Origin of the sequence: Frigoribacterium sp. VKM Ac-2859, assembly GCF_013204925.1 — a bacterium.
Taxonomy (GTDB): domain Bacteria; phylum Actinomycetota; class Actinomycetes; order Actinomycetales; family Microbacteriaceae; genus Frigoribacterium.
In genome coordinates, this window is sequence record NZ_JABMLC010000001.1 from 1,638,447 (window position 1) to 1,659,148 (window position 20,702).

A 20,702-nucleotide genomic window follows, 5' to 3' on the forward strand; every position below is an offset into this window, starting at 1 on the left:
CTCATCGCACCGTCCGCTGAACGTCGCACCGCCGGTGTTCGCGGTGCGACGTTCAGTCGACGGTGCGACTCGGGCCCCGGGACGCGCTAGCGTCGGCGAGGTGAGCGATCCCGACGACGCGCCCGCGCCTCCCGACGACCCGGCACCCGCCGAGCTCCCGCACGGCTGGGTGCGAGTCGGCGAGCGCCGCTGGTGGTCGACGTGGGTCGGCGCGACGACGGCCTTCGCGTTCCTCGCCGCGTTCCAGGGCGTCAACTTCTTCTTCCGCATCGCCGAGACGACCTTCCGCTGGGACCTCGCCCTGCTGATCGCCATCGGCGTCACGGTCGGGATCGTCGCCGTGATCACGCTGATCCGCAACGCCCTGGCGCCGCAGCCCTGGGTCGACCTCGACTCCGGGCAGCTGCGCGCCGGCACCCGCCGGCCGATCCCGCTGACGCAGGTCGATCGTGCCGTCCTCACGACGGCGCCCGTCGGCAACGGCGGCCGCGTGCTCGTGCTGCGCCTGACGGCGAAGGAGGCGCGGGTCGAGTTCATCCTGCGCGACCGGAAGGACGCGACCCTCGACCCGACCTCGACCGCCGTGTTGGCGGAGGCGCTGCGCCGCACCTCCGTCGCCATGCCGACCTCGATCCACGACCCCACCGGCCGGTTCGCGCGCTACAACTTCCCCGGCCACGTCGACCGCCACGACGCCGTCGCCCTCGTCGAGCACCCGCCCGCGGCCGGCGACCCGCTGCCCGCGGCCTGGTGACCGGTTCGCCCTCGAGCGCCCTCGTCCGAGACCACGTCGCACCACCGTCGCGTCGTCGAACCACGCGAGAAGGTGGTTCCCCGACGCGACGGTGGTGCGACCTCGCCGGCGGGTCCCGGACTCAGCGCTTCCAGTACCCCGAGAACGTGATGCGGTTCTTCGGCAGCCCTGCCGCGTGCAGGTGCCGCCGTCCGCCGGTCGCCAGCGCGGACTCGCCCACGACGTAGGCGTAGGCCCGTGGGTCGGCCGCCGACCGCGAGAGCAGTGCGGCGAGCGCCCCCTCCCCCGGCGCGACACCCCCGGCACCCCGACCGTCTGCGTCGTCGTCGCCGCCGAGCGGCCGGCTGCCGGACCCCAGGGCGCCGAGCGACCGGGCGTCGAGCTCGTCCCGCACCACCCACGTCACCTCGACGCCGTCGGGCGCGTCGAGCGGCCGCACGTCGGCCCGGGTCGGCACCTCCTGGATCACCGACCCCACGGAGGCGCGGTGCAGCGACCGCACGATGCCCTCCGTCCCCGGCAACCCGGTCTCGTCGGCGACCAGGTGGATCTCGGTCGCGTCGTCGGGGGCGTTGAACAGCACGCCCTGGTCGAGCAGGCCGAGGGCATCGCCGGGGCGGGCGGCGCAGGCCCAGATCGCCGCGCCTCCCTCGAGTTCGCCGGACCCGCCGCGGTGCAGCACGAAGTCGATGTCGAGCTCGGCGCGCGAGGCCCCGCCCGCACCGGCCGCACCGGCGCCGGCGCCGGCCGCCCCCGCCCCCGCACTCGCACCGGCCCGACCGGCCGGCCGGAACTCGCGCACCGTGTAGTTCGCGCAGTGCGACCGCTCGGCCTCGGGGATCGCCAGGTACTGCGCGTACCAGAGCGACGTGGTCGCCCGAGGCAGCCTCAACGAGTCGCTGCCGGGCACCGGCAGGAAGAGCCGGAACCACTGGTCGAAGCCCATGCCGCCGAACTCGTGCAGGTCGTCGCCGACGACGGTGACGCGCTGGAAGCTCGGCGAGACGCGCTCGGAACGCAGCACCTCGAGCCGGTGCACTCGGGGGTCGGCGGGCTTGACGGGCGGACGGCGGGTCGACATAAGGTAAGGCTAACCTAACGAACCGCGGGTCGCATCCGACGTCGTCGACCACGCCTCCGACGGGCACACCGACGTCGAGCCACCCGCACGACCAGCACGACCCGCACGACCCGCACGACGCGCGACACCGCGCCCTGCCCCACCGCTCCACGATCCGAAGGAGACCCGTGTCCGAACGCCACGCGTCCGCACTGCTGACCACCGCGACCGCCGACGAGTACGAGCGCCTCACCGGCGCCGCCGTCGCCCGGATCGCCGACCGCTTCCGCACGACGCGCCAACCCTTCTCGGGCGAGAGCCGTGTGCACCTGCAACACCTCGTCGACGCCGTCGACCTGGACGCCCAGGGCACCGGCCTCGACGACGCCCTGCGCGAGGTCGACGAGCTCTTCACGGCGAACGCCGTCTGGTTCCACGACCCCGCCTACCAGTCGCACCTCAACTGCCCGGTGGCCCTCCCGGCGGTCGCCGCCGAGGCCGTGCTCGCCGCGGTCAACCCCTCCGTCGACACCTACGACCAGTCGGCCGTCGGCACCCTGATCGAGCGACGACTCGTCGACTGGACCGCCGAGCGCATCGGCTTCGACCCCGCCACCCGCGACGGCGTCTTCACCTCGGGCGGCACGCAGTCGAACCTGCACGCCCTGCTGCTCGCCCGCGAGCACGCCACGGCCCGCGCCCGCGCCGACGCGAGGGACGAGGAGGCGCGGTTGCGGGACACCGCCGCCCCCGGCCACCGACCCGTCCCGCGCGCCACGGCACTGCACGACCTGCTCGGCCGCATGGTCGTGGTCGCCACCGCCGAGAGCCACTTCAGCGTGCAGAAGTCGGCTCGGCTGCTCGGCCTCGGCGAGGACGCCGTCGTGACCGTCCCCACCGACGACGCCGGTCGGATGCGACCCGAGGCCCTCGCGGTCACCCTGGACGCCCTCGTGCAGGCCGGACACCTGCCGGTCGCCGTCGTCGCGACCGCCGGCACGACCGATCGCGGCTGCCTCGATCCGCTCGCCGCCGTCGCCGAGGTCTGCGACCGCACGGGCGTGTGGCTGCACGTCGACGCGGCGTACGGCGGTGGCCTGCTCGTGTCGCCGACGCGTCGGCACCTGCTCGACGGCATCGAGCACGCCCGGTCGGTCACGGTCGACTTCCACAAGACGTTCTTCCAGCCGGTGTCGTCGAGCGCCCTCATCGTGCGCGACGGGCACGACCTCGACCCGGTCGCCTGGCACGCCGACTACCTCAACCCGCTCACCGACCCCGAACCGAACCAGGTCTCGAAATCGCTCCAGACCACCCGACGGTTCGACGCGCTCAAGCTCTGGGCGACGCTCCGCGCCCTCGGCGCCGACGGCGTCGGCGAGCTGGTCGACCGGGTGATCGACCTCGCGACCGGCGCCCACGACCTGCTGCGGGGCGACGACGAGTTCGTGCTGCTCGCCGAGACCCAGCTCAGCACGGCGCTGTTCCGCTGGCAGCCGTCCGGCGTCGACGACGCCACCGCCGACCGGCTCGTCCCCCTCGTCCGACGCGTGCTCTTCGAGTCCGGCAGGGCGATCGTCGCGAAGACCGTGGTCGACGGGCGTCCCTGCCTCAAGCTGACGCTGCTCAACCCGGACGCGGGTCTCGACGACGTGAGGGGCGTGCTCGAGCTGGTCCGCGCCTCCTCGTGGGCCCTGCTCGAGAGCGACGCCCCCGCCCTCGTCGCCGCCGGGACGGAGGTCGCCCGATGACCGCCGCCACCACGGCGGCCGCAGCCGCCGCCACCCCGCGCGACGCCCAGCGCGACGCCCCGCGCGACGCCCCCCGCGACGCCTCGCGCCTCCACGACCTGGTCGGCATCGGCCTCGGCCCGTTCAACCTCGGACTGGCCGCCCTGACCGACCCGCTCGACGACGTCGACGCGGTGTTCCTCGACGAGAACGACGGCTTCGCCTGGCACCCCGGCATGATGATCGAGGGCGCCACGATCCAGGTGCCGTTCCTGGCCGACCTCGTGACCATGGCCGACCCGACCTCGCGCTTCGGGTTCCTGAACTGGCTGAAGGCGACCGGGCGGCTCTACCCGTTCTACATCCGCGAGGAGTTCTCCCCGCTCCGCGCGGAGTACGACGCCTACTGCCGCTGGGTCGCCGGCCAGCTCGTCACCCTGCGGTGGGGGCGACGCGTCACGAGCGTCGACGAGCAGCCCGACGGGACGTACGTCGTGACCTCGCGACGTGCTGCCGACCAGGCCGTCGAGACCTGGCACGCCCGACACGTCGTGCTGGGGGTGGGCACCGAGCCGCGCCTCCCCGAGCCGCTGCAGCACCTCGCCGACCGGGGCGACACCCACGGCCGGGTCGTGCACAGCGCCGACTACCTGACGGCCCGCGACCGCCTGCGCTCCGCCGGCTCGGTGACGATCGTCGGCAGCGGGCAGTCGGCCGCCGAGATCTACCGCGACCTGCTCGACACGACCCGCGTCGGCGACCGACCGGGGCACCGGCTCGACTGGGTCACCCGTTCGCCGCGGTTCTTCCCGATGGAGTACACGAAGCTCACGCTCGAGCTCACGAGCCCGGAGTACACCGACCACTTCCACTCGCTGCCGCGCGAGACCCGCGACCGCCTCGGCCGCGAACAGCGCAGCCTCTACAAGGGCATCAGCGGCGACCTCGTCGACGACGTGTACGACACGCTCTACCGGCTGAGCGTCGACGGGCCGGTCGACTCGACCCTGCTGACCGAGACCGAGCTGGTCGACGCCCGGTGGGTCGACGCCGACGAGCAGCTCGAGATCACGGTCCGGCACGCGCAGCTCGGCACGACGACCACCCGCCGCACGGACGCGCTCGTCGTCGCGACGGGCTACGCCGCACGGCTGCCGTCGTTCCTCGACGCCCTCGGCGACCGCGTCGACCGGGACGACCTCGGCCGCCTGGCAGTGGCCCGGGACTACTCGATCGACGGGGGCCGGGGACGGCTGTTCGTCCAGAACGCCGAGGAGCACACCCACGGCCTCACCGCCCCCGACCTCGGCTTCGGCGCCTGGCGCAACTCGAGCATCATCGCCTCGATCACCGGCCGCGAGGTCTACGCGATCGAGCGCCGCATCGCCTTCCAGACCTTCGGCCGGCCCGACGGGCCGACATCGACCGCGACACCGACACCGACACCGACCGAGGAGGCGCGGGTCACCCGATGAGCACCACCCACGACACCGAGGCGCTCGCGCCCGAACTCGCGCCAGCAGCCTCGCCCGCAGCGCCCGCGGCACCCGCGGCACCCGCAGCGCCGTCCCGCACCGACGAGGGGGCGACGGGCGTGGCGTTCTCGCGCCGCGCCTCCTGCGGGCTCGTCACGATCGAGCCGTTCGCCGCGGACCCCTACGCCGTCTGCCTCCGCCGGTGGTTGGCGCACCCGGCATCGGCCGCCTGGCAGATGGCGGGCCTGAGCACCGACGAGGTGCGCGCCTACCTGGCCGCGATCGACGCCGACCCGCACCAGCAGGCCTGGCTCGGGCGGGTCGACGGCGAGCCGACGTTCTTCGTCGAGACCTACGACCCGGCCGAGGTGCTGCTGACCGAGGTGCACGACGCCGAGCCCGGAGACGTGGGCATGCACCTGCTCGTCGCTCCCCCGCGCGGGCAGCGGGTGCACGGCCTGACCAGCGCCGTCATGGCGAGCGTCGTCGACTTCGTCTTCGAGATCGAGCGGGCGAGGCGCATCGTCGTCGAGCCCGACGTGGCCAACGACCGCATCGCGGCGAAGAACGACGAGGTGGGGTTCCGGGCACTCGGCGACGTCGAGCTGCCCGACAAGACGGCTCGGCTCTCGGTCCTGACGCGACACGACCGGGCGGCGGCGCACCTCGCCCCCGGCCCCGTGGACTGGGCTCATCGGCACCTGGTGACCAAGGCGCTGAGCGAGTTCGCCCACGAGCGGCTGATCGCCCCGGTGGCCGACGACGACGCCGCGACCGCCCCCGCAGTCGACGACGACGACGCCGTCGCCGCTGCGACGGACGGCGCCTGGCGGGTCGCCCTCGACCACGACGGCCACCGGATCGACTACCGGTTCACGGCCCGCCGGCTGGCCCTCGAGCACTGGGCGATCGACGACACGACGGTCACCCGCACGATCGACGACCGCCCCGAGCCCCTCGACGCCCTCGCGTTGGTCGTCGAGCTGGACGACCTGCTCGGCATCCCCGAGTCGCTGCTCGCCACCTACCTCGAGGAGGTCTCGTCGACCCTGGCGAGCGCCGCCTACAAACGTCACCGGGGCGGCCCGACCGCCGAGCGGTTGACCACCGCGGACTTCCAGACGGTCGAGGCGGCGATGACCGAGGGGCACCCGGGCTTCGTCGCGAACGCCGGGCGCATCGGCCTCGGACTCGACGAGTTCCACGCCTTCTCCCCCGAGGCCGCGGCTCCCGTCCGGCTGGTCTGGTTGGCGGCGCGTCGGTCGGTGACGCACCTCGCACTCGGTGCCGGACTCGACGAGAGGACGCTGTGGCAGGCCGAGCTGGGCCCCGAGAGCGTCGCCCGGTTCGACGCGACCCTCGCCGCGAAGGGCCTCGACCCGGCCGGGTTCCACTACCTGCCGGTGCACCCGTGGCAGTGGCAGCACCGCGTCTCGATCTCGTTCGCCCCCGACGTCGCCCGGCGTGACCTCGTGCTGCTCGGCGAGGGCGACGACACGTACCAGGCGCAGCAGTCGATCCGCACCTTCGCGAACCGCAGCCGGCCCGACCGGCACTACGTCAAGACGGCGCTGGCGATCCAGAACATGGGCTTCGTCCGCGGTCTCTCGCCGGCCTACATGAGGCCGACGCCCGCGATCAACGACTGGGTGCACGACCTCGTGCACACCGACGCGACCCTGCAGGAGGCGCGGTTCCGGGTCCTGAGGGAGCGCGCCTCCGTCGGCTACACCGGTGACGCCTACCACCGGACGACGACGTCGTCGCCGCACCGGAAGATGATCGCCGCGCTCTGGCGCGAGAGCCCGGTGCCGCTGGTCGGCCCGGGTGAGCGGCTCGCCACGATGGCGGCGCTGCTGCACCGCGACGGCGCCGGCGACGCACTCGCCTCGGCCCTCGTGAAGGCCTCGGGACTCTCGGCCGAGGACTGGCTGCGGTCGTACCTGCACGCCTACCTCCGACCGGTGGTGCACTGCCTGCGGGCGCACGACCTGGCGTTCATGCCGCACGGCGAGAACGTCATCCTCGTGCTCGAGGGGTGCGTGCCGACGGCCGCGTTCATGAAGGACATCGGCGAGGAGATCGTCGTCGTCGCCCCGCGCGAGGTCCCCGAGGCGGTGCGGCGGACCGTGCACCCGGTCGACGACCGCGAGAAGGCGTTGGCGGTGTTCACGGACGTGTTCGACGGGGTGTTCCGACACCTGGCCGCCATCCTCGACGGCGACGGCGTGCTGCCCGCGGCCCGGTTCTGGGCGCTCGTGGCCGAATGCGTCGAGCGGCACGCGGACGAGCACCCCGACCTGCCGGGGTCGGTCGACCTGCGGGCGGCGCGCTTCGACCACTCCTGCCTCAACCGGCTGCAGCTGCGCGACACGCGCCAGATGGTCGACCTCGCGGCGCAGTCGTCGTCGCTGATCTTCGCCGGGACGCTGGCGAACCCGATCGCGAGGTAGGGGGCGGCGCCCCGGGGCGGGGGCGGTCGGGCCGCCTCCGCCCCTGGGAGGTGGCGGTCGATTCACGGTCGACCACCACCCCGATCCGCGCAGGGCCACGGGCCGTGCGGGCCACCGCCGATCACAGGGGGAGAACCATCGGCGGCGGGTCGGGCTGCTCGAGCGACGGTACCGTCGTCGAGTTGCTTGGGTTTGAAGATACTCGCCCGACAAGGGGAAGGCAACGACCGAGCGCTGGGCATTCGCTGCACGGAGGCGGGTGATTCGAAGCTCGAACAACTCACTCGGCGAGGTATCGTGGCCTCCGTGGCGTCCGTCGCCGCGCCTCCTCGTCTTCGCTCCGTCCTCGCGTCGCCGTCCCGCCAGCAGAGAGCCCACCATGTCCGACGTCTCCCCCCAGCCGCCCGCCGGCTCCCCTCCGCCCCTCGACGACGAGGGCCAGTTCGACGTGACCCTCGTGCTCTCGGCGTACGCGTCGCTGCAGCGACAGGGCGAGCGCGTGCAGAAGGTCGTCGCCGACCACTTCGGCATGGGCACCACCGACCTCCGCTGCCTGACCTTCATCGCCACCGACCACGACACGACCCCGAAGCGCGCCGCCGAGTTCCTCGAGCTGTCGACCGGGGCGACGACCAGCCTGGTCGACCGGCTCGAGAGCGGCGGGTACATCTCGCGCCAGCCGCACCCCTCCGACCGGCGGAGCGTGCTGCTCGAACTGGCCCCGGCCGGGCGCGAGGCGATCGACCAGATCCACGACTTCTACCGCCGGGCGTTCCGCGACGCGGTCGACCCGAATCACCTCGACTTCCTCGCGGCGGCGATGCGTGCGATCGGCGACTCGCTGACGCGCGCGGCGGCCGGCGACGACGCCGTCGGCTGAGCGACCCCCGCCGCCACCACCGCCACCACCGCCACCGCCACCGCCGGGTCGAACCACCGATGTGGCGTCGAACCACGCACTCTGGTGGTTCGACGCCACGTCGGTGGTTCGGTGTCGTCCGGATGGTCCTGGTGACCCGCACGGGCGCGCGCGGCCGGTCGTAGGGTGGGTCGATGACCCCCTCGGACGTCCTCGTCGAAGCCTTCTCGCGCCTCCCCGCCATCGCCGTGCGGGCGGTCGCCGACCTCTCGGTCGACGACCTCGCCTGGCGCCCCGACGACGAGGCGAACACGATCGCCTGGCTCGTCTGGCACACCGCGCGGGGGCAGGACGTCCAGATCGCCGACCTCGCCGCCTCGCAACAGGTCTGGACGGCCGACGGCTGGGCCGAGTCGTTCGCGCTGCCGTTCTCGTCCGCCGAGATGGGCTATGGCATGTCGCCAGCCGACGTGGCCGCGGTGCGGGTCGACGCCGAGCTGTTGGTCGGCTACCTCGAGGCCGTGACGCTGCGGACGCGCGGCTACCTCGACGACCTCGACGGTGCCTCGTACGACGACGTGGTCGACGAGGCCTGGGACCCTCCGGTCACGGCCGGCGCCCGTCTCGTCAGCATCCTGAACGACTGCGTGCAGCACCTCGGCCAGGCCTCCTACGTGCGCGGCCTGCTCGACCGCCGCTAGCCGCCTGCCAGCTGCCGGCCGCCCGCCGCACCGAGACCCCGGACGTCGCCGAAACCCCACCTCGCGCGCGGGTATCTCGGCGACCCCCTGGGGTCTCGCGGGCGAAGGAAGCGCGCCCGCACGACGAAGAACCCCGTTCCGAACGATGCACCCACGCGATGCGGGGTCCGTCGTCCGGAACGGGGTCCGTGAGCAGGAGGCGCGGTGTGCGCCCCCGGGGGAGGCTCGCTACGCCTGCACTCCCGCGAGCTCGTCGATCAGGCGGTCGCCGGAGCGGGCCTCGATCATCTCGGCGTCGATCTCGGCGCGGTCGAGCAGCTCCTCCATGCGACGGCGGCGCTGACGCGTGATGAGCGTGACGACCGTGCCCTCCTTGCCGGCGCGGCCAGTGCGGCCCGAGCGGTGCATGTAGGTCTTGTACTCGTCGGGCATGTCGGCCTGGACGACGAGCTCGATGTCGTCGACGTGGATGCCGCGGGCGGCGACGTCGGTCGCGACGAGCACGTTGACCTTGCCGCTCGTGAGCAGCTGCAGGTTGCGCGTGCGGCGGGCCTGGTTCAGGTCGCCGTGCAGGCTCGTCGAGCGGATGCCGGCGTCCTCGAGCTGGTCGGCGAGCTGCTCGGCGAAGGCGCGGGTGCGGGCGAAGACCAGGGTCTTGCCGCCGCCCGAGGCGAGCTGCTCGATGACCGCGGTCTTGTCGCGCTGCTCGATCAGGAGCACGCGGTGGTCGATCGTGGCGCTGGCCTGGTCCTCGCCGGCGACCTCGTGGACGGCCGGGTCGACCAGGAACTCGTCGACGAGCTTCGCCACGCCCTTGTCGAGCGTCGCGCTGAAGAGCAGCTTCTGGGCGCGGGCGCCGTCGGGGCGGACCGTCGCGGTCTCGCGGATGATTCGCTGCACCGGCTCGAGGAACCCGAGGTCGCACATGTGGTCGGCCTCGTCGAGCACGGTCACGACGACCTCGCTCAGGTCGAGACGACCCTGGTCGATGAGGTCCTCGATGCGGCCGGGGGTGCCGATCACGATGTCGACGCCGCGGTTGAGGGCACCGACCTGGCGCTGCTGGGGCACGCCGCCGTAGACCTGCGTGGTGAACAGGCCGACCGAGCGGGCGATGGGCTGCACGGTGCGGTCGATCTGCATGGCGAGCTCACGGGTCGGGGCGAGGATCAGCGCGCGGGGCTTGCGGCCCATCTTGCGGTTCTTCGCGCCGTTGTTCTCCATCAGCTTCTCGACCAGCGGCGCGCCGAAGGCGATCGTCTTGCCCGAACCCGTGCGGCCACGGCCGAGCACGTCACGACCGGCGAGCACGTCGGGGATCGTCGCGGCCTGGATCGCGAAGGGAGCCGCAGCCCCCATCGAGGCCAGCTGACGCTCGATGTTGTCGCCGAGGCCCAGGTCGCCGAAGCTCACGCCCTCGACGTCGGCCGCGGTGACGACCTCGGCCTTGAGCTTCTCGAGCTTGACGTCGTCCTCGGGCGAGTAGTGGGTCGCCGCATCGCGCTTGGGGTAGAAGTCGCTCGAGCGGTCGCCGACGCGTGCCGGGCGGTCGGGGCGGTCGGTGCGGTCGAAGCTGCGGGGCGCGCGGTCGTCGCGCGCCGGGCGGTCGCTGCGGTCGAAGCTGCGGGCCGGGCGGGCGTCGCGGTCGACACCACCGGAGGCGCGGCCCCCGCGCTCGGGACGGTCACCGTACGAACGCTGGGCGCGGTCGTCGCGCGCCGGGCGGTCGCTGCGGTCGAACGAACGAGGGGCGCGGTCGTCGCGCGCCGGGCGGTCGTTCCGGTCGTACGAACGAGGGGCACGGTCGTCGCGAGCCGGGCGATCGTTCCGGTCGAACGAACGAGGGGCACGATCGTCGCGGGCCGGGCGGTCGCTGCGGTCGTAGCTGCGAGCGCCACGGTCGTCGCGGGGAGCGCGATCGTCGCGTGCGGGGCGGTCCGAGCGGTCCCACGAGCGGGGTCCGCGGTCGGAGCCCCGGGCGGCGTCGCGGCCACCGTCACGGCCGTAGCCGCGGGCGGCCTCGCGGCCACCGTCACGGCCGAAGCGAGGAGCGGCGTCGCGGCCACGCTCGCCGTTGCGGCTGTCGAAGTCTCGGTTGCCGAAGCGGTTGCCGCCGGCCGGCTTCTCGCGGGGCTCCCAGTTGGGGCGGCGGTCGTCGGAGCGGGCCGCGCCGGGGGCACGGTTGCCGCCGCCGTCACGGGTGCCGAACTCGCGGCGTCCGCGGTCGGCGCGCTCGCTGGCGTCCCAGCGCTTCTTGGGGGCAGGGGCCCCGGCCTCGTCGGCGCGGTGGCCGCGGTGCTTGGGGCTCTTCGAGCCGGCCTTGGGGGCACCGCCGGTGCGGTCGGTGCGCGGGCGGGAGTTGTCGTAAGGAGACATGGAGGAGTTCTTTCCGGGCTTGTCAGAGATGACGCGAAGAAATACCCGGGCAGCCATTGACCAGGACCGTTCACAATCGTGAATTCATCCCGTCGTGACTCGACGGGAATCCGGCCCACAAGACTTACAAACCCTCGTGCTGTTCAAAGCTGTGCATGATCGGCACCACCAGGTGCCGATGTGCTCGCGCCACAGGCGCGGTGTCTTGAGCCGACCCACCTACGATACCCGAGCCTCCCCCGAACCGGAAGCCCCGCCTCCTCGGGTCGGTCGGCGGCTAGACCGGCAGCCGGGCACACCGGCCGAGGTCACCCCCGGGCAGCAGCCGTCTCGGCACGCTCGGCACCCGCGGCGCCCTCGCCCGACTCCGCCGCCCGTCGATCGGCCCGGCGTTCGCCGATGCGCTCGAACAGGTAGTAGATGACGGGCAGCACCACGAGCGTCAGCAGGGTGGACGACACGAGCCCGCCGATCACGACGATGGCGAGCGGCTGCGAGATGAAGCCGCCGTGCCCGGTCACACCGAGCGCCATCGGGGTGAGCGCGAAGATCGTGGCCGCCGCCGTCATGAGGATCGGCCGCAACCGCCGCGACGCTCCCTCGAGCAGCGCCTCGCGCACGCGCAGACCCTTCTCGCGGTACTGGTTGACGAGGTCGATCAGAACGATGGCGTTGGTCACCACGATGCCGACGAGCATGAGCACGCCGATCAGCGACGCCACCCCGAGCGGCACCCCCGAGGCGAGCTGCAGCAGGATCGCCCCGGTCGCCGCGAACGGGATCGACACGAGCAGCAGCAACGGCTGGATCAGGCTGCGGAACGTCGCCACCATCACGATGTAGACGATCAGGATGGCGATCAGCACGGCGAGACCGAGCTGCGAGAAGGCGTTGGCCTGGTCGGCCGTCGCCCCGCCGATGGTCGCGTCGGTCCCGTCGGGCAGGTCGACGGCGGCCACGGCGTCGGACACCTCGATGCCGGCGGCCGAGAGGTCGTCGCTCGACGGCGTGATCGTCACGGTCGCCGAACGCACCGCGTCGGTCGTCGTGACGGAGGTCGGCCCGGTCGTCTGCTCGACCGTGGCGATGGAGTCGAGGCGCACGGGCCCGGTCGGGCTCGGCAGCTCGAGGGCCTTCAGCTCGTCGATGGTCGCCGGCGGCGTCGGGTCGACCGTGTAGACGTCGACCGAGCTGTCGTCGATCTCGAGCGACCCCACCCGGAAGGGCTGGATGGCCTGCGACACGATGCCACCCACGGCGACCTCGCTGTAGCCGAGGGCCGCGGCCGCGACGCGGTCGACCTGCACGCCGATGACCGGCTGGGCCGCCTGCAGGTTGGAGCTGGCCTCGGCGGTGCCGGGAAGCCCCTGCACCTTCTTCAGCACGGCGTCCGTCGCGGTCTGCAGGCTGTCGGGGTCGGGTGCCGTGACGTCGACGGTGATGTCGTTGCTCGTGCCGAAGCCGCTCGACGCCGAGACCTCGATCTCGCCCGCGTCCGTGACGTCGTCCAGCCGCGACCGGACGTCGGCCTGCAGGGCGTCCTGGTCGGCACTCTCGTCGGTGGTGATCGAGTAGGTGACGGTGCTGTCGCCCGATCCTCCGAGGAAGCTCGCGATCGACGTCCCGCTCGAGCCGATGGTCAGCTGCACCGTCTCGATGCCGTCGACGCCCTCGAGCACCTGCTCGACCCGGTCGGCGGCGTCGGACTGCGTCTGCAGGCTCGACGCGGGCGGCAGGGTCTGCGTGACGCTGAACGTGTTCTGCCCGCTCGCCCCGAGAAAGTTCGTCTTCATGAAGGGGATGACGGCGCCCGTGCCCACGAGGATGAGCAACGCCACGAGGATCGTCACGACCGGACGCTGCAGGGTGCCTCGCAGCACCGGGACGTACGCGCGACGCAGGCGGTCGAGCGGTCGGGTGTCGGACGGGTCGGAGGCGCGGGTCGTCAACGACTCGACCGTCGCCCCCTCGACGGCGGCGGCCTCGCCCCCCGGCGCGTGCTTGTGGGCCTTCGGTGCCCGGAGGAACCAGTACGCCAGCACGGGCACGATCGTCAGCGCGACGAACAGCGACGCGACGAGCGCGATGGTGACCGTCAGGGCGAACGGCCGGAACAGCTCGCCGGTGATGTTGCCGACGAACGCCAGCGGCAGGAAGACCACGACGGTCGTGACCGTGGACGCGGTGATGGCACCCGCCACCTCGCGGACGCCGACCTTGATCGCCTCGAGCCGGTCGACGCCCGCGGTGAGGTGCCGCTTGATGTTCTCGATGACGACGATCGAGTCGTCGACCACGCGGCCGATCGCGATCGTCAGCGCACCGAGGGTCAGGATGTTCAGGGTGTAGTCCGCCGCCTGCAGCCCGATGAACGTGATGAGCACGCTCGTCGGGATGCTGATGGCGGTGACGATGGTCGACCGGATCGACAGCAGGAAGACCAGGATGACGATCACGGCGAACACGAGGCCGAGCAGCCCCTCTTCGGCGAGCGCGTCGATCGACTGCTGGATGAACGGCGCCTGGTCGAACACCACCGACAGCTCCACGCCGTCACCCAGGTCGGAGGCGAGGCCCGGGATGGCGTCGCGCACGGTCTGCGACACGTCGACGGTGTTGGCGTCGAGGGTCTTGGTGATGGCGACCGTGAGGGCGTCCTGCCCGTCGACGCGGCTGATCGAGGTGACGGGTGCGCCGGTCAGCTGCACGTCGGCGACGTCGCCGATCGTCGTGGCCGAGGTGCCGCCGAGGAGCGGCAGGGCGCGGATCTCGTCGACGCTCGTGAGTCTCTGACCCGCCTGGATGGACAGCGTCTTGCCGTCCTGCGTGAGGGTGCCGCCGGGGATCAGCGTGCCGTTGGCGTCGAGGGCGTCCTGGAAGGCGGCCGTGGTCAGCCCCGCGGCGGCGAGCGCCGTCTGGTCGGGCGAGATGGTGACGCGTTGGCCGGCGTCGCCGTAGATCGAGGCCTCGCGGACGCCGTCGAGCTTCTGCAGGTCGGGCACCGTGACGGTGGTCAGCCGGTCGACGAGGGCCTGCGAGTCGGCCGAGTCGTAGCCGGTGACGGCGATCTGGATGACGGGCAGGTCGTCGAGGCTGCCCGTGACCACCTGGGTGTCGACGGAGTCGGGCAGCGAGAGCCGGTTGATCGCCGACTGGATCTTCTGCTCGGCCGAGTCGAGGTCGGTGCCGTAGGTGAACTCCGCCGAGACCGTGCTCTGCGAGGTGCTCGAGGTCGCCGAGGTGCCCTCGAGCCCGGGGATGATCTGGACGGCCTGTTCGATCGGGGTCGAGACGTCCTCGTTGACGACCTCGGGCGTGGCCCCCGGGTACGAGCTGACGATCGCGATCTGCGGGAACTGCACGTTGGGCGCGAGCTCTTGCTTGAGCGAGGTGAGGGCGATGCCGCCGAAGACGGCGACGACGATGGTGACGAGGGCGATCAGCGCGCGGTTGCGCAGGCTGAAGACGGACAGCAGGTGCACGGTGCTCCGGTGGTGAGAGGGAGAGCGGAGGAGGCGCGGTGAACGACGTGCACCGCACCTCCATTGTCACCAGCCTCTCTGGGAACTGGCGGCGGTTCCTTTCACGCTGTGCAGATCGCTGCCCGGTCGCCGTGACGGGGACGAGCCGACCGCAGGACCCGGCTCAGACGACCTCGGCCAGCAGGGGTGAGGTCGGCGCCTGCACCCCGTCGACCCCGTCCCACGCCGCGCGCAGGGCGGCGAGCGCCCGGTCGGTGTCGCTGTCGGCGTACGAGAACGGCACGCGGAGGAACCGCTCGAACGCCCCGTCGATGCCGAACACCGGGCCGGCCGCGAGCAGCAGGCCCTCCCGGCGGGCCGCGAGGGTGAGCTGCGAACTGACCGGCGCCCCCAGCCCCACCCAGGTGGTGAGGCCGCCCGCCGGCGACGGCACCTGCCACGACGGGAACGCCTCCCTCAGGCCGTGGACGACGCGGTCGCGACCTCGTCTCAGGTGGCCGGCCCGCGCCTCCAGCACGCGGTCGAAGTCGCCGAGCAGCTCGGCGACCACCAGCTGCTCGAGCACGGGGGTGCCCAGGTCGCCCGCCGAGCGGGCGCGCACGAGCCGCTCGACGAGCGGGCGCTCGGCACGGATCCAGCCGATGCGCAGCCCACCCCAGAGCGACTTGCCGACCGAGCCGATCGTGACCGCGCGTCCGTACGCGGCCATCGGCGAGGGGGCGTCGCGACGGTCGTCGATCGCCATCTCGGCCATGGTCTCGTCGGCGATCACGACGGTGCCCTCGGCGGCCGCCGCCTCGAGCACGCGCGCCCGCTGGTCGGCGGGCATCGTCGCGCCCGTGGGGTTGTGGAAGTCGGGCATCAGGTAGGCCACCGGCGGGCTGGTGCGCCGCAGGGTCTGCATGAGCGCCGCTTCGTCCCAGCCGTCGTCGACGGTGACGCTGACCGGCACCAGGCGGGCGCCGGCGCCGCGGAGGGCCTCGAAGGCGTGCGGGTAGCCGGGCGCCTCGACGACGGCCCGGTCGCCGCGCGAGACCAGCACGCGGGCGAGCAGCGCGATCGCGTGCTGCGCCCCGAGGGTCACGACGATCTGGTCGGCAGTCGTCTCGAGCCCCCGCCGTCGGTACCGTTCGGCGATCGCCTCGCGCAGCACCGGCCGCCCGACCGGGTCGTAGCCCGGGTCGTCCAGGTACGCGCCGAGCCGCCCCGCCGCCCGTTGCGCCGCCTCGGCGATGCCGTCGACCGCGGGCAGCGCCGCCTTCGTGAGGTCGAGCAGCCCCTCGGTCGTCGTCGGACGCGGCACCGAGGCGCGGGCCGGCAGCCGGACGACGCTGCCGCTGCCCCGCACGCTGTCGACGTGCCCCGTGTCGCGGAGGGCGGCGTAGGCCGCGGCCACGGTCGTGCGACTGACCCCGAGGTGCGCGCAGAGGTCGCGTTCGGACGGCAGGCGGGTGCCGACCGGCAGCCGGCCGTCGAGCACGAGCAGACGGATGCGGTCGGCGAGCGCCAGGTAGCCGGGAACCGAGGAGGCGCGCCACGAGTCGAGCAGGACGCCGAGCGCCCGCGACGAGACCGTGGTGGCACCGTGGTCGAGGTTGGTCACGCGGCCACCCTAGGCGGATTGGACCCTTGCCACCAGGCCAGTCGAGCGATTGGATCGACCCCATGCTCCTCTCGCGTCGCCTGCTGCAGTTGTTCGTCGGCCTCACCGCCTACGGCTTCGCCATCGCCCTCATGGTCCGCGCGGGCATCGGCGTCGCCCCGTGGGACGTGCTGTCACAGGGGCTCGTCCACCACACCGGGCTGACGTTCGGCACCGTCACGTTCGTCACGAGCCTCGTCGTGCTCCTGCTCTGGATCCCCCTGCGCCAGCGACCCCGCTTCGGCACGATCGCCAACACCCTGATGATCGGTCCGGTCGCCGACCTCGGCCTGCGCGTCCTGCCGCAGCAGACCGAGTGGTGGGCACAAGGCCTGACCTTCGCGGGCGGCCTGCTGTTGCTCGCCGTCGCGAGCGGCCTCTACATCGGAGCCGACTTCGGGCCGGGCCCTCGCGACGGGCTCATGCTCGGCCTCCACGCCCGGTTGGGCTGGCGGGTGGGCGTCGCGCGCACCGTCATCGAACTCACGATCCTCGCCGCGGGGTGGCTGCTCGGCGGGCAGGTCGGCATCGGCACGGCGGCCGAGGCCCTGCTCATCGGCCCGCTCGTGGCGATCACGTTGCCGCTCTTCGCCCGGCGCCGGGTGGCGACCTCCGTGGTCGCCCCGGCCCGCGCCTCCTCGCCCGCCTGAGCCGCGGCCGGTACGAACCAGTTCGGACCGACCCGCGCTGACCGGGAATAAATCGTCCACGAGCGAAGTTGACAGGCCCTCGCACGGGAGTAGAGTCGCCGCTCGTGACCAACGACACCCGGTCGCCGAAGCGTTGGCTGATCGGTGAACCCCTCCCCTCGGAGAAGCTCGAGGGGCAGCTGCTCCCGAAGCACCTCGCACTGCCGATCTTCGCCAGCGACCCGCTCAGCTCGGTGGCCTACGCGCCGCAAGAACTGCTGATGATCCTGCTGATCGGCGGCCTCGGGTTCCTGACCCTCGCGCCGTGGGTGGCCGTCGCGGTCGTCGTCCTGCTGCTGGTCGTGGTGGCGTCGTACCGTCAGCTGATCAAGGCGTACCCGTCGGGCGGCGGCGACTACGAGGTCGCCCACAAGAACCTCGGCGAGAAGGCCGGGCTCGTGGTCGCCTCGGCGCTGCTCGTCGACTACGTCATGACGGTGGCCGTCTCGGTCGCCTCGGGCGTGGACAACATCATCTCGGCCGTGCCCGAACTGGCGCCGGTGCGCGTCGAGCTCGCGATCTTCTTCGTCGTCCTGCTGGCGGCCGTCAACCTCCGGGGCGTGCGCGAGTCGAGCAAGGCCTTCGCGATCCCCACCTACCTCTTCGTGTCGAGCGTCTTCGTCATGATCGTCATCGCCCTGGTGCGCACCGCCCTCGGCGACCCGCCCGTCGCCGAGAGCGCCGAGTACACGGTGCAGGCCGACCAGCTGACGCAGGCCGCCTTCATCCTGCTGTTGCTCCGGGCGTTCTCGAGCGGCTGCTCGGCCCTGACCGGCGTCGAGGCGATCGCCAACGGCGTGCCCGCGTTCCGGCGGCCCAAGGTGCAGAACGCCCAGAAGACCCTCGTGCTGATGGGCAGCATCGCCATCGTCCTGTTCGCCGGCCTCGTCGCCGTCGCCTTGATCGCCAAGGTGCACTACGCCGAGGACGCCTGCGACCTCCAGGGGTTCGTCGACTGCGCCACCACGCCGCAGCGCAGCCTCGTCGCGCAGATCGCGAGCGCGGTCTTCGGCGGGTCGCTGTTCGGCATCCCCTTCTACGTGATCCAGGCCTGCACCGCGGCGGTGCTGTTGCTGGCGGCGAACACGGCCTTCAACGGGTTCCCCTTGCTCGGGTCGATCCTGGCCCGCGACCAGTACGCCCCCAAGGCGCTCAACACGCGCGGCGACCGACTGATCTACTCGAACGGCGTGATCGTGCTGGCGCTGGTGGCCTGCGCCATCCTGCTCGTCTACCAGGCCAGCGTCACCGGGCTGATCCAGCTGTACATCATCGGCGTCTTCGTCTCGTTCACGCTCGGCCAGACCGGCATGGTCGTCCACTGGACCCGCATGCTGCGCGAGGGATGCGCCGACCGTGGAGCGGTGTACCGCGCCCGCGGCATCAACGCCTTCGGCGCCCTGCTCACGGCGTCGGTGCTGATCGTCGTGACGGTGACCAAGTTCACGCACGGCGCCTGGCTGGTGTTCGTCATCATGCCGATCCTCTTCGTGCTGATGCTCGGCGTGAACCGCTACTACCGGGACGTGCTCGTCGAGATCGAGCCCGACGCCACGACGCAGTTCGGCTCGCACGGCGACCACGCGATCGTGCTGGTCGGCACCATGCAGAAGCCCGTGCTGAAGGCCCTCGACTACGCCATCGCCGCACGCCACGAGTCGCTCGAGGCGATCCACGTGGGCATCGACGACGAAGCAACGGCGCTCCTGCAGCGTCAGTGGGCCGAGCAGGACATCGAGGTGCCCCTGCGCATCGTCGCCTCGCCGTACCGCGACATCAGCATGCCGCTGATCAAGTACATCAAGGCCCACCGTGAAGAGCACGGCAGCGAGGTCGTCACGGTCTACACGCCCATCTACATCGTCGGCCACTGGTGGGAGGCCGCGCTGCACAACCACAAGAGCCGCCGCATCCGCCAGAAGCTCATGCTCGTGCACGGCGTGACGATCTCGCTCGTGCCGTGGCTGCTCGACTCGTCCGAGGTGCTCTACGGGCGTCGATCGCGGCCGATCCCCGGCCAGGACCGCCGTGGCGAGCCGATCCGCCCCCGCCCCGTGCCGCGCCGCGTGCTCGAGCCGGCCGGTCGCCGGTCGGGCGCCGCCGGCGGGGCCCTGGGCGCCGACGCGGGCCCGGACGGCCGCGCCGGGGCGGCGGTCGAAGGAGGCGCGGTGCAGCGGGGCCTCGACGTCCAGCCCGCGCAGAACGGCACGAAACCCGGCCCGAAGCAGACCCCGCGCGCACCGGGCTCGGCGGCCGGCAACCGCGGAGGCGGCGCCGCCGCACGCAAGGCCCGCTCGGCCGCCCGCAACTCGACCGGCACCTCCCCCCGCAAGAAGAAGTAGCGCCGGCGCCCGGGAGCGTCAGCGCCAGACGGTGCGGGGCCGCAGCAGCCGGTGCCGCGGCTCGCTGTCGTCGAGCAGCAGCGAGAGCACGGCTCCTGCGACGTCGACGAGCGGTTGCTCGACGCTCGACAGGCCGAGCGCCGAGGCGACCGGGGTGTCGTCGTAGCCCACGACCGGCACCGATGACCCCAGCACGACCGATGCCCCGAGCGCGAGGGTGTCGCTCGCGCACACCACGGCGTCCACCGCGACTCCCGCGTCGAGCACCGACCGGACCGCAGCCGAGGCGAGCGGCACCGAGTCCTCGACGGCCAGGTCGAGCGCGTCGATCGAGGCCGGGTCGAGCGTGCCCCGTGACGCGAGCGCCTCGCGCCACCCGCGCCTCCGGTCGTCCCCGGCGCCCGAGCCGGCGGGCCAGCCGAGGAAGGCCACGTGCGTCGCACCCCGGTCGAGCAGGTCGTCGGTCGTCGAGGCGAGGCCGGCGCGTCCGTCGACGTCGACCCAGCGGTGTTGCGGGTCGCCCATGTCGTCGATCCCCCAGGGCCGACCGAAGGTGACGAAGTCGGCGCCGGCGTCGATCAGCCATTCGGTGCGCGGGTCGTCGAAGAACGTCGAGGTGAGCACGAACCCGTCGACGTCGGCGCCGTCGAGCAGGCGGCGGAACTGGGCGATCTCGTCGTCGGGCCCGGCCGCCGTGTACAGCAGGATGCGGTGGTCGCGAGCGTCGGCCTGCTCGGTGACCGCGTGCAGGAACCGGTCGAGCACCGCGCCCGAGATGCCGTTCTGCACGGGGTCGAGCCGGATGCCGATGGTCGAGCTCTTGCGGGTGCGCAATCGTCGCGCCGACGCGTGCGGCCGGTAGCCGAGGTCCGCGATCGCCCGCTCGACCCGGCCCCGCGTGTCGGGTCGGACGATGTCGGGCGCGTTCAGCACGTTCGAGACGGTCTGCCGCGACACCCCCGCGACCGAGGCGACGTCGCTGACGGTCGGGAGGCGCGGTGTCGGAACCCGAGTCATCGCGCCCTCCACCCCGGCGCCGGTCGGCGGCCTCGGGTCACGTTACCCCAGCGCCCGGGTGCCTCTCGGCGCTCTGGTCTTGACACCCACGGGGCGGCCTGCCTACTCTGACGACACGGATT

The 20,702-nt window shown here is 72.7% G+C and carries 13 protein-coding genes; 8 read left to right on the forward strand and 5 right to left on the reverse strand.

Annotated features, from left to right (window positions below; all coding sequences use genetic code 11):
- The first annotated feature begins 100 nt into the window (after positions 1 to 100).
- On the forward strand, positions 101 to 754 hold the full coding sequence (locus HQQ78_RS07670; RefSeq protein ID WP_173151970.1) for a hypothetical protein: 654 nt from the start codon (positions 101 to 103) through the stop codon (positions 752 to 754).
- A 121-nt stretch (positions 755 to 875) separates the two neighbouring features.
- Here HQQ78_RS07670 and HQQ78_RS07675 read toward each other — a convergent pair whose 3' ends face one another.
- On the reverse strand, positions 876 to 1,835 hold the full coding sequence (locus tag HQQ78_RS07675) for a siderophore-interacting protein (RefSeq protein WP_173151971.1): 960 nt from the start codon (positions 1,833 to 1,835) through the stop codon (positions 876 to 878).
- A 167-nt stretch (positions 1,836 to 2,002) separates the two neighbouring features.
- Here HQQ78_RS07675 and HQQ78_RS07680 point away from each other — a divergent pair, with 167 nt between their 5' ends.
- From HQQ78_RS07680 to HQQ78_RS07700, 5 genes are all read left to right on the forward strand, one after another.
- Positions 2,003 to 3,565 carry a pyridoxal-dependent decarboxylase gene (locus HQQ78_RS07680; RefSeq protein ID WP_173151972.1) on the forward strand — a complete coding sequence of 521 codons (1,563 nt, stop codon included), beginning with the start codon at positions 2,003 to 2,005 and terminating at the stop codon, positions 3,563 to 3,565.
- On the forward strand, positions 3,562 to 5,019 hold the full coding sequence (locus HQQ78_RS07685) for a lysine N(6)-hydroxylase/L-ornithine N(5)-oxygenase family protein (protein WP_173151973.1): 1,458 nt from the start codon (positions 3,562 to 3,564) through the stop codon (positions 5,017 to 5,019). Before HQQ78_RS07680 ends, HQQ78_RS07685 begins: the two co-directional genes overlap by 4 nt.
- Positions 5,016 to 7,472, forward strand: coding sequence for a GNAT family N-acetyltransferase (locus HQQ78_RS07690; RefSeq protein ID WP_216844163.1), 2,457 nt, complete (start codon positions 5,016 to 5,018; stop codon positions 7,470 to 7,472). Before HQQ78_RS07685 ends, HQQ78_RS07690 begins: the two co-directional genes overlap by 4 nt.
- Before the next feature lie 379 nt (positions 7,473 to 7,851).
- Entirely contained in the window at positions 7,852 to 8,352 is a 501-nt protein-coding gene (locus tag HQQ78_RS07695) for a MarR family winged helix-turn-helix transcriptional regulator (RefSeq protein ID WP_123572037.1), read from the forward strand.
- Positions 8,353 to 8,525: 173 nt separating this feature from the next.
- Positions 8,526 to 9,032, forward strand: a complete 507-nt coding sequence (locus HQQ78_RS07700; protein ID WP_173151974.1) for a DinB family protein — start codon at positions 8,526 to 8,528, stop codon at positions 9,030 to 9,032.
- 228 nt (positions 9,033 to 9,260) lie between these two features.
- Here the strand turns inward: HQQ78_RS07700 and HQQ78_RS07705 are convergent, their stop codons facing one another.
- The 3 genes from HQQ78_RS07705 to HQQ78_RS07715 form a co-directional block, all read right to left on the reverse strand.
- Positions 9,261 to 11,408: a DEAD/DEAH box helicase gene (locus tag HQQ78_RS07705; RefSeq protein WP_173151976.1), complete on the reverse strand. Its 2,148-nt coding sequence runs from the start codon at positions 11,406 to 11,408 to the stop codon at positions 9,261 to 9,263.
- 308 nt (positions 11,409 to 11,716) lie between these two features.
- Positions 11,717 to 14,890, reverse strand: a complete 3,174-nt coding sequence (locus HQQ78_RS07710) for an efflux RND transporter permease subunit (RefSeq protein WP_173151978.1) — start codon at positions 14,888 to 14,890, stop codon at positions 11,717 to 11,719.
- A gap of 163 nt (positions 14,891 to 15,053) precedes the next feature.
- Positions 15,054 to 16,493, reverse strand: coding sequence for a PLP-dependent aminotransferase family protein (locus HQQ78_RS07715; RefSeq protein WP_173151980.1), 1,440 nt, complete (start codon positions 16,491 to 16,493; stop codon positions 15,054 to 15,056).
- A gap of 62 nt (positions 16,494 to 16,555) precedes the next feature.
- Here HQQ78_RS07715 and HQQ78_RS07720 point away from each other — a divergent pair, with 62 nt between their 5' ends.
- Both HQQ78_RS07720 and HQQ78_RS07725 read left to right on the forward strand, forming a co-directional pair.
- Positions 16,556 to 17,182, forward strand: coding sequence for a YitT family protein (locus tag HQQ78_RS07720; RefSeq protein WP_173151982.1), 627 nt, complete (start codon positions 16,556 to 16,558; stop codon positions 17,180 to 17,182).
- A gap of 104 nt (positions 17,183 to 17,286) precedes the next feature.
- Complete coding sequence (locus tag HQQ78_RS07725; protein ID WP_082460630.1) at positions 17,287 to 19,563, forward strand: APC family permease; 2,277 nt, start codon at positions 17,287 to 17,289, stop codon at positions 19,561 to 19,563.
- 18 nt (positions 19,564 to 19,581) lie between these two features.
- On the opposite strand, the gene HQQ78_RS07730 is transcribed toward HQQ78_RS07725, so the two are convergent.
- Positions 19,582 to 20,580: a LacI family DNA-binding transcriptional regulator gene (locus HQQ78_RS07730; protein WP_043597449.1), complete on the reverse strand. Its 999-nt coding sequence runs from the start codon at positions 20,578 to 20,580 to the stop codon at positions 19,582 to 19,584.
- Positions 20,581 to 20,702 lie beyond the last annotated feature (122 nt).